At 58.9% G+C, this 13,001-nt stretch carries 13 protein-coding genes and 1 pseudogene; 2 read left to right on the top strand and 12 right to left on the bottom strand.

Annotation, left to right across the window (positions count from 1 at the left end; all coding sequences use genetic code 11):
• Nucleotides 1-81: 81 nt before the first annotated feature.
• The 4 genes from cysN to ACEN93_RS21365 all read right to left on the bottom strand — a co-directional run bounded on the left by cysN (nt 82) and on the right by ACEN93_RS21365 (nt 4,291).
• A complete protein-coding gene (gene cysN, locus ACEN93_RS21380; protein WP_085666894.1) occupies nt 82-1,980 on the bottom strand; it encodes a sulfate adenylyltransferase subunit CysN in 1,899 nt (632 codons plus the stop codon).
• Between the two features lie 53 nt (nt 1,981-2,033).
• Nucleotides 2,034-2,375, bottom strand: coding sequence for a four helix bundle protein (locus ACEN93_RS21375; protein WP_039769318.1), 342 nt, complete (start codon nt 2,373-2,375; stop codon nt 2,034-2,036).
• Nucleotides 2,376-2,479: 104 nt separating this feature from the next.
• Nucleotides 2,480-3,397, bottom strand: a complete 918-nt coding sequence (gene cysD, locus ACEN93_RS21370; RefSeq protein ID WP_007912374.1) for a sulfate adenylyltransferase subunit CysD — start codon at nt 3,395-3,397, stop codon at nt 2,480-2,482.
• 135 nt (nt 3,398-3,532) lie between these two features.
• Complete coding sequence (locus ACEN93_RS21365; RefSeq protein ID WP_011332485.1) at nt 3,533-4,291, bottom strand: Nif3-like dinuclear metal center hexameric protein; 759 nt, start codon at nt 4,289-4,291, stop codon at nt 3,533-3,535.
• A 103-nt stretch (nt 4,292-4,394) separates the two neighbouring features.
• Here ACEN93_RS21365 and algW point away from each other — a divergent pair, with 103 nt between their 5' ends.
• Nucleotides 4,395-5,552 (top strand): Do family serine endopeptidase AlgW, encoded by a 1,158-nt coding sequence (gene algW, locus ACEN93_RS21360; protein WP_039769316.1) that lies wholly within the window; start codon nt 4,395-4,397, stop codon nt 5,550-5,552.
• Nucleotides 5,553-6,318: 766 nt separating this feature from the next.
• On the opposite strand, the pseudogene ACEN93_RS21355 reads toward algW, so the two are convergent.
• Nucleotides 6,319-6,423, bottom strand: a pseudogene (locus ACEN93_RS21355) (hypothetical protein); the annotation flags it as partial.
• A 153-nt stretch (nt 6,424-6,576) separates the two neighbouring features.
• Between ACEN93_RS21355 and ACEN93_RS21350 the strand changes: the two are divergent.
• The gene (locus tag ACEN93_RS21350; RefSeq protein WP_103385664.1) at nt 6,577-6,957 is read left to right on the top strand and encodes a hypothetical protein; all 381 of its coding nucleotides are present in this window, start codon (nt 6,577-6,579) and stop codon (nt 6,955-6,957) included.
• A 168-nt stretch (nt 6,958-7,125) separates the two neighbouring features.
• On the opposite strand, the gene hisC is transcribed toward ACEN93_RS21350, so the two are convergent.
• The 7 genes from hisC to ACEN93_RS21315 all read right to left on the bottom strand — a co-directional run bounded on the left by hisC (nt 7,126) and on the right by ACEN93_RS21315 (nt 12,990).
• Entirely contained in the window at nt 7,126-8,178 is a 1,053-nt protein-coding gene (hisC, locus tag ACEN93_RS21345) for a histidinol-phosphate transaminase (protein WP_495610470.1), read from the bottom strand.
• 2 nt (nt 8,179-8,180) lie between these two features.
• A complete protein-coding gene (hisD, locus tag ACEN93_RS21340; RefSeq protein WP_039769310.1) occupies nt 8,181-9,506 on the bottom strand; it encodes a histidinol dehydrogenase in 1,326 nt (441 codons plus the stop codon).
• A 125-nt stretch (nt 9,507-9,631) separates the two neighbouring features.
• Entirely contained in the window at nt 9,632-10,267 is a 636-nt protein-coding gene (gene hisG, locus ACEN93_RS21335; protein ID WP_039769308.1) for an ATP phosphoribosyltransferase, read from the bottom strand.
• A 127-nt stretch (nt 10,268-10,394) separates the two neighbouring features.
• Nucleotides 10,395-11,660 (bottom strand): UDP-N-acetylglucosamine 1-carboxyvinyltransferase, encoded by a 1,266-nt coding sequence (murA, locus tag ACEN93_RS21330; RefSeq protein WP_074691804.1) that lies wholly within the window; start codon nt 11,658-11,660, stop codon nt 10,395-10,397.
• Nucleotides 11,661-11,682: 22 nt separating this feature from the next.
• Entirely contained in the window at nt 11,683-11,922 is a 240-nt protein-coding gene (locus ACEN93_RS21325) for a BolA family protein (protein WP_039769303.1), read from the bottom strand.
• Between the two features lie 115 nt (nt 11,923-12,037).
• Nucleotides 12,038-12,343 carry an STAS domain-containing protein gene (locus ACEN93_RS21320; protein WP_039769302.1) on the bottom strand — a complete coding sequence of 102 codons (306 nt, stop codon included), beginning with the start codon at nt 12,341-12,343 and terminating at the stop codon, nt 12,038-12,040.
• Nucleotides 12,340-12,990 carry an MlaC/ttg2D family ABC transporter substrate-binding protein gene (locus tag ACEN93_RS21315; RefSeq protein ID WP_039769300.1) on the bottom strand — a complete coding sequence of 217 codons (651 nt, stop codon included), beginning with the start codon at nt 12,988-12,990 and terminating at the stop codon, nt 12,340-12,342. The genes ACEN93_RS21320 and ACEN93_RS21315 overlap by 4 nt, the downstream gene beginning before the upstream one ends.
• Between the last annotated feature and the right edge of the window lie 11 nt (nt 12,991-13,001).

Below are 13,001 nucleotides of genomic sequence, written 5' to 3'. Positions count from 1 at the left end.
TCCCACGCAGAGCGTGGGAACGATCTATAAAAAACCCGCAGACAATCACTTGTCTGCGGGTTTTCTTTTTGCAGCGAACGCTTAAATCGCGCCACGCTTGCGCAGCAGATCCAGCACCTGCTTGACGCTTTCATCCAGCGACAGCGACTGGGTGTCGATCACCAGATCAGCATCCAGCGGCACATCATACGGGAAGGATTCGCCCGGAATGTTGTCGCCACCCGCAGCATACAGACCTTGCGGATCACGCTCGGCGCAAACAGTCGGCGAGGCCTGGACATAGACCGTCAGCAGACGCTCCTTGCCAATCAGATCCTTCGCCTGTTCACGGCCTTCGGCGCTCGGCGCGACGAACGCCGCAAGCGTCAGCAGACCCGCTTCGTTGAACTGACGCGCCACATGCGCGGCACGACGCCAGTTCTCGGTGCGACCGGCGCGATCCTGCGGCAGACCTTTGTTGAGGTCATGACGCAGATTCTGACCATCCAGCACAAACACCGCACGACCCAGATCGAACAGCTTGCGCTCGACCGCGTACGCCAAGGTGCTCTTGCCAGCGCCCGACAAGCCGCTGAACAACACAGTGGCCGGTTGCTGACCGAAACGCTGAGCACGTTCTTCGGTCGCTACATGGGCCAGTTTGCCGTGATGCGTAGCCGTACCGTGGGTCACCGGCTGGGCGACGATCATGCCGGCGCCGACGGTGCCGTTGGTCAAACGGTCGATGACGATGAACGCGCCGGTGGTGCGGTTGCTGTCGTAACCGTCGAGGGCGATCGGCGCGTCGAGCGCGATCTTCACCTTGCCGATTTCGTTGAGCTGCAACGCGCTCGCCGGGCCCTCTTCGAGGGTGTTGACGTCGACCTTGTTGACGATGCTGGCGATGGAGCCCGGCACGTAACTGGTGGCGCGCTTGATGTCGTATTTCTTGCCCGGCAGCATCGGCTCTTCAGCCATCCATACCAGCATCGCTTCGAAGCTGTCGGTCACTGGCGGAACGTTGTCGGCGTGTACCAGCAGGTCGCCACGGGAGATATCGATCTCGTCTTCCATGGTCAGCGTCACGGCCTGGCCAGGGCCGGCGTGTTCCAGTTCACCTTCGAAAGTGACGATGGATTTCACGCGGCTGCTCTTGCCCGACGGCAGCACCACGACTTCGTCGCCCTTCTTGACGATGCCGCTGGCCAGGGTGCCGGCGAAACCGCGGAAGTTCAGGTTCGGACGGTTGACGTACTGCACCGGGAAACGCAGATCGGTGAAGTTGCGGTCGCCCGCCACTTCCACGGTCTCGAGGATTTCCATCAGCGACTGGCCGGTGTACCACGGCGAGCGCTCGGACTTGTTCACCACGTTGTCGCCCTTCAGAGCGGACATCGGCACGAAGTGCATGCTGGTCGGCTTCATCTTCAAGCCTTCGGCGAACTTCAGGTAGTCGGCCTTGATCGACTCGAACACGCCCTGATCGAAGCCCTTGAGGTCCATCTTGTTGATGGCAACAACGATGTGCTTGATGCCCAGCAGGGATGCGATAAAGCTGTGGCGGCGGGTCTGGGTCTGCACGCCGTAACGGGCGTCGACCAGGATGATCGCCAGGTCACAGGTGGACGCACCGGTGGCCATGTTGCGGGTGTACTGCTCATGGCCGGGGGTGTCGGCGATGATGAATTTGCGCTTGGCGGTGGAGAAATAGCGGTAGGCGACATCGATGGTGATGCCCTGCTCGCGCTCGGCCTGCAGGCCGTCGACCAGCAATGCCAGGTCGATGTCGTCACCGGTGGTGCCGACTTTCTTCGAGTCGCGGGTGATGGCTTCGAGGTGATCTTCGTAGATCATCTTCGAGTCGTGCAGCAGGCGCCCGATCAGGGTGCTCTTGCCGTCATCGACGTTACCGCAGGTCAAAAAGCGCAGCAGCTCTTTACGTTCGTGCTGGCCCAGGTAGGCGAGGATGTCCTCGCTGATCAAATCAGATGCGTGGCTCATTGCATTCAAGCTCCGAGCTGTAAGCTTCAAGCGGCAAGCTTGTCGGCGTACAGCTAGTCAGAAATTTTGTTAATCAACCCGCCCAGCATTCGAGAAAGCTCGCGAGTTTCCATAATCCAGTTTTCAGCCAGCGGGTCTGCGATATATGCAATGTCTCGAGCAATAAGGACCTGGGTTCGCAACTCCCCACAAGAGCCTTTCGCAACCCAAAGAAAATGAATTTTTTCTCTGGTACTACGACGCTCCATGCCCTCGGCGATATTGGAAGGCACTGAAAGTGCTGAGCGGGTGATTTGGTCCTTGAATCCAAAATCCCCACATCGTGCGAACTCTCTGTAGATCCCCACTGCCAGACACTTGCTTCGCTGCCAAACAACCAGCTTCTCGAAATCCATTACGAGCCATCCGATTCCGGCTCACAGCAACCGTCTGCAAGCACCAAACTGCAAAGTTACGCATACCGCCTTTAACTTGCAGCTTGCGGCTTGTAACTCGAAGCTTAAAAGTACCCCTGACGTTTCTTGTCTTCCATCGAGCCTGCGCCATCGTGGTCGATGACCCGGCCCTGGCGCTCGGAAGTTCGCGTCAGGAGCATTTCCTGAATGATGTCCGTCAGGCTTTCGGCCTCGGACTCCACCGCGCCCGTCAACGGGTAGCAGCCAAGGGTACGGAAACGCACTTTCTTTTTGACGATGCGCGCCTTGTCCTCATCGGACAGGTGCTCGAGGATGCGCTCGTCGTCGATCATGATCAGCGTGCCGTTCTTTTCGATCACTTCGCGTTCGGCGGCAAAGTACAGCGGTACGATCGGGATGCCTTCGAGGTAGATGTACTGCCAGATGTCCAGCTCGGTCCAGTTCGACAGCGGGAATACACGAATGGATTCGCCCTTGTTGACCTTGCCGTTGTAGACGTTCCACAGCTCGGGACGCTGGTTCTTCGGGTCCCAGCGGTGTTTGCTGTCACGGAACGAGTAGACGCGCTCCTTGGCGCGGGACTTCTCTTCATCGCGACGGGCACCGCCGAAAGCGGCGTCGAAACCATGCTTGTCGAGTGCCTGCTTCAGGCCCTCGGTCTTCATGATGTCGGTGTGCTTGGCGCTGCCGTGGGTGAACGGGTTGATGTTCTGCGCCACGCCATCGGGGTTGATGTGAGTGATGAGGTCCAGACCAAGCTCTTCGACCATCTTGTCGCGGAACTTGTACATTTCCTGGAATTTCCAGCGGGTGTCGACGTGCATCACCGGAAACGGCAGTTTGCCCGGGAAGAACGCCTTGCGTGCCAGATGCAGCATCACGGCGGAGTCTTTACCGATGGAGTACAGCATCACCGGGTTGTCGAACTCGGCGGCCACCTCGCGGATGATGTGGATGCTTTCCGCCTCCAGCTGTTTCAGATGCGTCAGTTTGTCGACCATGGCTACTCACGAAAGCTTTCTTATGAACGGCCAGCGGGCCGTGTTCGAGCGGGGAATCCTAGCACAGCGACCCCTTCTAATCAGGACGCCAACTAGATCGAAAGGGTATATGAATATGCCTGCCTGTTCGGGCGCTCAGATCGGATTCGGGCAATCGATAAAGATGTGCTCCAGCGCAAAACGTTTCGCCAGATAATCGCCCAGCGCCTGCACGCCATAGCGTTCGGTGGCGTGGTGGCCGGCGGCGATGAAGCTGATGTCGTTTTCCCGGGCGCTGTGGAACGTCTGCTCGGAGGCTTCGCCGCTGAGGAACAGATCGACGCCGGCAGCGATGGCGTTGTCGATGTAGCCCTGACCGCCGCCGGTGCACCAGCCAACACGGCGGATCATCGCACTGCCTTCGACCAGCAGCGGCTCACGGCCCATGACTTCCTGCACTTTGCGAGCGAAGTCACGCGGAGTCATCGGCTCGCTCAGTGAACCGACCAGACCGACGATCTTCAGGTTGTCCGGATCCAGCGGCCCTTCGACGGTGATGTCCAGCTGACGGGCCAGTTGCACGTTATTGCCGACGTCCGGGTGCAGATCCAGCGGCAGGTGATAACCGAGCAGGCTGATGTCGTGCTTGAGCAGCGTCTTCAGACGGCGCTGCTTCATGCCGGTGATGCACGGGTTCTCGCCCTTCCAGAAATAACCGTGATGCACCAGCACCAGATCGGCTTCGGCTTCGACGGCGGCATCGAGCAACGCCTGGCTGGCGGTGACGCCGCTGACAATGCGCATCACCTGCGGACGGCCCTCGACCTGCAGCCCGTTGGGGCAATAATCGGCAATTTTCGCACTGCCGAGGTAACGGTCGGCTTCTTCGACCAGGGTGCTCAGGGCGACGGCCATGAAAGACTCCTAAATATCCCGTTCAGAGGCACGCGCGGCCTCGTATAATGCGCGACATTATGGGCGGTCTGACCCCGCCTGCAACTTTTCCAGGACGTGCTTAATGCTCAAGGCGCTGCGTTTTTTCGGCTGGCCGCTGTTGGCCGGCGTGCTTATCGCTCTGTTGATTATTCAGCGTTACCCGCAGTGGGTCGGGCTTCCGAGCCTCGACGTCAACCTGCAACAGGCCCCGCAGACTACCAGCGTGCAGCAGGGGCCGGTGTCCTATGCCGACGCGGTGAGCATCGCCGCGCCGTCGGTGGTGAATCTCTACACCACCAAAGTCATCAACAAGCCGAGCCATCCGCTGTTCGAGGATCCGCAGTTCCGCCGTTTCTTCGGTGACAATTCACCGAAGCAGAAGCGCATGGAATCGAGCCTCGGCTCCGGCGTAATCATGAGCCCGGAAGGCTACATCCTGACCAACAACCACGTCACCAGCGGCGCCGACCAGATCGTCGTGGCGCTCAAGGACGGTCGCGAAACCCTGGCCCGAGTGATCGGCAGCGATCCGGAAACCGACCTCGCAGTCCTGAAGATCGACCTGAAAACCCTGCCGTCGATCACCGTCGGCCGCTCCGACAACATCCGCATCGGCGACGTCGCACTGGCCATCGGCAACCCGTTCGGCGTCGGCCAGACCGTGACCATGGGCATCATCAGCGCCACCGGCCGTAATCAGCTGGGCCTGAACAACTACGAAGACTTCATCCAGACCGACGCGGCGATCAACCCGGGCAACTCCGGCGGCGCACTGGTCGACGCCAACGGCAACCTCACCGGCATCAACACCGCGATTTTCTCCAAGTCCGGCGGCTCCCAGGGCATCGGTTTTGCGATCCCGGTGAAACTGGCGATGGAAGTGATGAAATCGATCATCGAGCACGGCCAGGTGATTCGCGGCTGGCTCGGCATCGAAGTACAACCGCTGACTCAGGAACTGGCCGAGTCGTTTGGCCTGTCCGGGCGTCCGGGAATCGTCGTGGCGGGGATTTTCCGCGACGGCCCGGCCCAGAAGGCCGGCCTGCAACTGGGTGACGTGATCCTGAGCATCGACGGCGAACCGGCCGGTGATGGCCGCAAGTCGATGAACCAGGTGGCGCGGATCAAGCCGACCGACAAGGTCACGATTCAGGTGATGCGCAATGGCAAGGAGTTGAAGCTGACTGCCGAGATCGGCCTGCGTCCGCCGCCGGCACCGATGAAGGAAAAAGAAGAGTAAGACTCGCCCCAAATGGCTATGAAAGCGGGGGCGTTCGCGCCGCCCCCTCACCCAGACATGCAATGTGTCTGAATGTCCTTTGATTGCGTTCGCGATAACTTTCCAAACCAATGAATCTAGCTCACCTGTCAGATATGACAGGTGAGCTCGGTTCGTCTGTCTATTAATGTTGAGCTTCCGCAACTCGGCCACAGAGAGTTGAGTTTGATCCCATCAACTTCGTTTCTGAAAGGAAGAACCATGACAACTCAACAACCGTACGATTTCAAAAAAACTACCAGACAGCAAGGATGAACCAAGCTTCGACATCGGAGAGGCCAACATCGAATGGCAGGGTAAAAGGCTTACGTCGAAAATTGTTTTCTTCAATAGCGGCTTGATGACCGCAAATTACATAAAAACCGGCTGACGGCTCACCCGAGGGGGGGGGACAGACAATGATGTCTTTGTCGTTAGCCTGCTTGCCAAAACACAATATAACTTTCAACAGTTTTACGAACGCGGCGTCACAGACCATCATTTTGGCTGGGCTTTAAAGTACGAAAATAAACTGCACTATCCTAGAACCGGCTCGACCACCGGAACATTCTCAACTGGTTACAGAAGTATTGACGCAACCATTGAAATGATTTCCGAGAGCGGCGATGTTGCAAAAATTACATTCAAAGCCCAAAAACGTCTCGAATAAGTCTGTTCAAGAACAGAGCCATGACCGCTGATCCGCACAGTCCCCGCCGACGAGGCGGGCACTGTGCTTATTCAACAATCACAAATCGCCAAGCCCATCGATCAACGCCTGATTCTGCTCCGGCGTACCGATCGAGATCCGCAGGAACTGGGCAATCCGCTCCTGCTTGAAGTGGCGCACGACTCCCTCTGATTGAGTGCAGAATTATCGCAAAAAGTTCTAAAAACCTATCATTTATGACAGTAGCTAACCGAATCACATGAAACTAGCATCACCAGTGCAACAAGTTTATTAAACGCCTCTTAAAAAACAGCTCCTTACAAAGGAATGAAAATCATGGCTTCGGTTAAACAAGTCGGCCACTTTACTGTGCGAATTGAGGGCGGCTCGCCCATAGATTTCAACAATGTAGAGCGGCATGAATTTTCGGAAAACAACGGCGGTTATCTAGCAGGAACAAACAACGGAGAAGCTATTTTCATCGGGTATGCCCAAAGCGCGAAGCCGAATACAGAGTCCACCTACCTCTACACGGATGATTTCGAGAACAAACCCCACATCAATTGGACTTTGGACTATGGCAGCAAGCGTTATAGTGCAGTAACAGGACGAGTGACCGTAAAGTTCTCCCACAACCTGGAGGCCTCCGGATCATTTGATTTTACCGATGGGAGTGGCAAAAAAATCGAAGGAAAATTTGAAATCAAGTGGAATTAGCGCAGTAAATCAGAAAGAGACTTTGCATCAATCTGATTGATACAACGCCTACCCTTCAGATCTAATCAGTACCCGCAAAGCACTGACAAAAAAAAGAAAATATAATTCTTAAAGAGGATTCCATGTTTATCCCTGCAACACGGAATCCTCTGCATTTTCTATAAAAATTTAGAGGTCGCCCAGACCGTCGATCAACGCCTGATTCTGCTCCGGCGTGCCGATCGAGATCCGCAGGAACTGGGCAATCCGTTCCTGCTTGAAGTGACGCACGATCACGCCCTGCTCACGCAGTTTGGCCGCCAGCCCTGCCGCATCGTGTTGCGGATGCCGGGCGAAGATGAAGTTGGCCGCTGACGGCAGCACTTCAAAGCCCTTGGCCTGCAACTGGGTAACCATCCATTCGCGACTCTCGATAACCAGTGCGCAGGTCTTGTCGAAGTATTCGCGATCCTCGAACGCCGCCGCCGCGCCGACGTTGGCCATACGATCGATCGGGTAGGAGTTGAAGCTGTTCTTGATCCGCTCCAGCGCCTCGATCAGGTCCGGATGGCCGACCGCCAGACCGACCCGTAGGCCCGCCAGCGAACGGGACTTGGACAGGGTCTGGGTCACCAGCAGGTTCGGATAACGGTCGACCAGGCTGATCGCGGTTTCGCCGCCGAAGTCGATATAGGCCTCGTCGACCACCACCACGGAATCCGGGTTGGCCTTGAGAATCTGCTCGACCGCTTCCAGCGCCAGCAGGCAACCGGTTGGTGCGTTCGGATTAGGGAAGATGATCCCGCCGTTCGGCTTGGCGTAGTCCGCCGGGTTGATCTGGAACTGCGCGTCCAGCGGCACCGAATCGAACTTGACGCCGTAAAGGCCGCAGTACACCGGATAGAAGCTGTAGCTGATGTCCGGGAACAGGATCGGCTGATCGTGTTGCAGCAGACCGTGGAAGATGTGCGCCAGCACTTCATCCGAACCGTTGCCGAGGAACACCTGATTGCTTTGTACGCCGTAGTACTTGGCGACGGCGTTTTTCAGCAGATCGCTGTTCGGGTCCGGGTACAGGCGCAGGTTGTCGTTGAGTTCGGTCTGCATCGCCGCCAGGGCTTTGGGCGACGGGCCGTACGGGTTTTCGTTGGTGTTGAGCTTGACCAGACGGGTCAGCTTCGGCTGCTCGCCAGGCACGTAAGGCACCAGATCCTTGACGAACGGGCTCCAGAATTTACTCATGTTCAGTTCCCCTTCACTTCGTCTTTGATGCGGTATTCGGCGCTGCGCGCGTGGGCGCTCAGCGATTCGCCACGGGCCAGGATCGAGGCGGTCTTGCCAAGTTCCGAAGCACCGTCTTCGGAGCAGAAGATGATCGACGAGCGTTTCTGGAAGTCATACACGCCCAGCGGCGAGGAGAAACGCGCGGTGCCGGAGGTCGGCAGCACGTGGTTCGGACCCGCGCAGTAGTCGCCCAGCGCCTCGGAGGTGTGGCGGCCCATGAAGATCGCGCCGGCGTGGCGGATCTGCGGCAGCCAGGCCTGCGGGTCGGCGACCGACAGCTCAAGGTGTTCCGGGGCGATGCGGTTGGCGACTTCGATGGCCTGGGTCATGTCACGCACGTGGATCAGGGCACCACGGCCGTTGATCGAGGTTTCGATGATGGTTGCGCGATCCATGGTCGGCAGCAGCTTGTCGATGCTCGCGGCGACCTTGTCGAGGAACTCGGCGTCCGGGCTGACCAGGATCGCCTGGGCGTCTTCGTCGTGCTCGGCCTGGGAGAACAGGTCCATGGCGATCCAGTCCGGGTCGGTCTGGCCGTCGCATACCACGAGGATTTCCGACGGGCCGGCGATCATGTCGATACCGACCTGACCGAATACGTGACGCTTGGCCGTGGCAACATAGATGTTGCCCGGACCGACGACCTTGTCCACCTGCGGCACGCTTTCGGTGCCATAGGCCAATGCGGCAACGGCTTGCGCGCCGCCGATAGTGAACACCCGATCAACGCCGGCGATGCATGCCGCCGCCAGCACCAGCTCGTTGACTTCGCCGCGCGGGGTCGGCACCACCATGACCACTTCGGTCACGCCGGCGACCTTGGCCGGAATCGCGTTCATCAACACCGAGGACGGGTACGACGCCTTGCCGCCCGGCACGTACAGACCGGCGCGATCCAGTGGCGTGACCTTCTGACCCAGCACGGTGCCGTCGGCTTCGGTGTAGCTCCAGGAGTCCTGCTTCTGTTTTTCGTGATAGCTGCGCACGCGGGCGGCGGCTTTTTCCAGCGCTTCGCGTTGCGGCACGGTGATGCGGGTCAGGGCCAGTTCCAGACGCTCGCGCGGCAGGATCAGGTCCGCCATCGAAGCGACTTCGAGGCCGTCGAATTTCTGGGTGAACTCGACCAGTGCCGCGTCACCGCGCTCGCGCACAGCCTTGATGATGTCCAGCACTCGCTGATTGACCGAGTCGTCAGACACACTTTCCCAGCTCAGCAGATGATCCAGATGATGCGCGAAATCCGGGTCAGCAGCGTTGAGTCGGCGAATTGCAGTCGGTGCGGTCATAGCGAGAGCCTCATAGGAATGGCAAAAACTCAGGCGCCCTAACTTAGCAGTCGTTTCCGCTTGGGCACCTGAGATTCTGGCTATGAGGCGGATAGACGGGCGCGACTTAACGTCGCGCAGGTACATCAGCCGCGGTGTCGAGACTCCACTGCCTTGCGCAGGGTGTCGATCAACGCCTGGATTCGGGCGTGTTGCATTTTCATCGAAGCTTTATTGACTACCAGACGCGAGCTGATCGTGGCGATCAGTTCCTGGGGTTCCAGGCCGTTGGCGCGCAGGGTGTTGCCGGTGTCGACCACGTCGATGATCTTGTCGGCCAGACCGATCAGTGGCGCCAGCTCCATCGAGCCATACAGCTTGATGATGTCGACCTGACGGCCCTGCTCGGCGTAGTAACGCTTGGCGACGTTGACGAATTTGGTGGCGACGCGCAGGCGCCCCTTGGGCTCGGCCGCGCCGACCTTGCCGGCGGTCATCAGCTTGCACTGGGCAATCTGCAGATCCAGCGGCTCGTACAGGCCCTGACCGGTGTATTCCATCAGCACGTCTTTACCGGCAACGCCGAGGTCGGCCGCGCCATGCTCGACATAGGTCGGCACGTCGGTGGCCCGCACGATCAACAGGCGAACGTCTTCCTGGGTCGTGGGGATGATCAGCTTGCGGCTCTTGTCCGGATTCTCGGTCGGCACGATGCCCGCTTCGGCGAGAAGCGGCAGGGTGTCGTCAAGGATGCGGCCCTTGGACAGTGCGATGGTCAACATGGGAAACGTCAGTCCTTATCAAGGTACTCATGCCCGGTCGCAATCGGCGCCGGACATACATCGAGGGCGTTGCCACCCCCGATCAAAACGAATTCAACGGACACTTCCCTGTGTCCAGATGCAGCGATTAGCCCGGAACGCGACGGATCCTGGCGCCCAGCATCTGCAGTTTTTCCTCGATGCACTCGTAACCACGGTCGATGTGGTAGATGCGGTCGATCAGGGTATCGCCTTCAGCCATCAGGGCCGAGATCACGAGGCTTGCCGAAGCCCGTAGGTCGGTAGCCATGACCGGCGCGCCCTTGAGGATTTCGGTGCCGGTGACGATGGCCGTGTTGCCTTCGACCTGGATCTTGGCGCCCATGCGGTGCAGTTCGTACACGTGCATGAAGCGGTTTTCGAAAATCGTCTCGATCACGGCACCGGTGCCTTCGGCAATGGCGTTGAGCGAAATGAACTGCGCCTGCATGTCGGTCGGGAACGCCGGGTACGGCGCAGTGCGCACGTTGACCGCTTTCGGGCGCTTGCCGTGCATGTTCAGCTCGATCCAGTCTTCACCACAGGTGATTTCTGCGCCGGCTTCACGGAGTTTTTCCAGAACGGCTTCGAGGATGGTCGGATCGGTGTCCTTGACCTTCACACGGCCACCGGTAACCGCAGCGGCCACCAGGTAGGTGCCGGTTTCGATTCGGTCAGGCATGACCTTGTAGAAAGCCGACCCCAGACGCTCGACGCCGTCGATGGTGATGGTGTCGGTGCCGGCACCGGATACCTTGGCGCCCATGGCGTTGAGGAAGTTCGCCAGGTCGACCACTTCAGGTTCGCGAGCGGCGTTCTGCAACACGCTGCGGCCCTTGGCCAGAGCGGCAGCCATCATGATGTTTTCGGTACCGGTCACACTGACGGTATCGAAGAAGAAATGCGCGCCGCGCAGGCCGCCCTCAGGCGCCTTGGCCTTGATGTAGCCGCCTTCGACGTCGATGACCGCGCCCATGGCTTCCAGACCACGGATGTGCAGGTCGACCGGACGCGAACCGATGGCGCAACCGCCAGGCAGTGCAACTTCGGCTTCACCGAAGCGCGCAACCATCGGGCCAAGCACCAGGATCGACGCACGCATGGTTTTCACCAGTTCGTACGGAGCGATCAGGGTCTTGATGGTGCGCGGGTCGATTTCGACGCTGAGCTTCTCGTCGATCACAGGCTCGATGCCCATGCGACCGAACAGCTCGATCATGGTGGTGATGTCGTGCAGGTGCGGCAGGTTGCCGACGGTAACCGGGCCATCGCACAGCAGGGTGGCGGCCAGGATCGGCAGGGCGGAGTTCTTCGCCCCGGAGATGCGGATCTCGCCATCAAGACGAGCGCCACCGGTAATAATCAATTTATCCATAAGAATCTCGACGCCCTAGGGCTCAGGTGCGCTCGGCCCAGGCCGCGCTGCTGAAAAATTTCATAGTGACCGCGTGGATGCTGCCATCGGCGATCCAAGGGTTCAAATGGGCATAGATGCTTTGCTGACGCTTGACCGGGCTCAACGCCGCCAGTTCATCACTAATCACGTTCAGCTGAAAGTTGCAGCCTTCGCCTTCAACTTCCACCAGCGTTCCTGGCAGCTTTCCTTCAAGGAAGCTCTTCACTTCTACGGCCTGCATGCTCAACCTCAATCGGCGCCCTGTGCGCACGGGTCGGACATCATACAAAAAAGCCCCGCGCCTGCGAACCCCGCTGCGCAGGACTCTGACGGGGGGCTTCTCTATTGATGCGGGTTCAGGGTTGCGCCAACAGCTCGGTCAGTTCGCTGACCTGAGCAATTTCGCGCATGTCTTCAGGCATTCCGCGGATGCTGACCGCCTTGCCGGCGGCCTTTGCATCGCGAATGAAGCACAGCAGCAGCGACAGACCGACGCTGCTGGACTTCTCCACCGCCGAGCAATCGATCACCAATGCCGGGGCGGTGCACGACTTGATCAGCGCCCGGCCCTGCTCGCGCAGGTCAGGGCCGGTGCGGTAATCCAGCACACCGCTGAGCTGCAGCTCGCTGGCTTCGTCCAGACGAATGGCCGACTCGGTCATTGGGCAGGCTTCTCGTTCTGCTCGGCCGACTGCTTGGCCTTGGCGACTTCCCCGGCCCAGCCGTTGATGGTCTTGTCCAGATCGTTGCCATTGCGTTGCATCGCGTCGGCGAACTGGTCACGGAACAGCTTGCCGATGTTGATGCCGTTGATGATCACATTGCGCAGTTTCCACTCGCCGTTGATCTTCTCCAGGGTGTACTGCACAGGGTAGATCGCGCCATTGTTGCCTTTGACGGTCATGCCGACACTGGTGCGGTCACCCGATTCATCCTTGGGCGCATCGACGGTAATGCCCTGATTGTTGTACTCAAGCAAGGCGTTGCCGTAGAACTGGAACAGACCGCGCTTGAAGTTTTCCTCGAAGGTCTTCATCTGCGCCGGGGTTGCCTTGCGCGAATACTTGACCGTCATGATGCTCTTGGAAATACCTTCGGCATCGACCACAGGGCCGACGATGGTGTTCAGCGCCGTATAGAAATCCTGCGGATCCTGCTTGTACTTCTCTTTATTGGCCGCCAGGTCGGCGAGCATCCGGTTCGTGGTGTCCTGAACCAGATCGTGCGCCGATTGTGCCGCCACGGCGTTAGCCACCAGCGGCAGTGCCGCAAGCAACACCAACAGGCCACGTCGCAAGGTAGAGATCATTCAAAAGCTCC

The sequence above is a fragment of the Pseudomonas sp. Pseusp21 genome (genome assembly GCF_059492145.1).
This window is presented reverse-complemented; position numbering and strand designations above follow the sequence as displayed.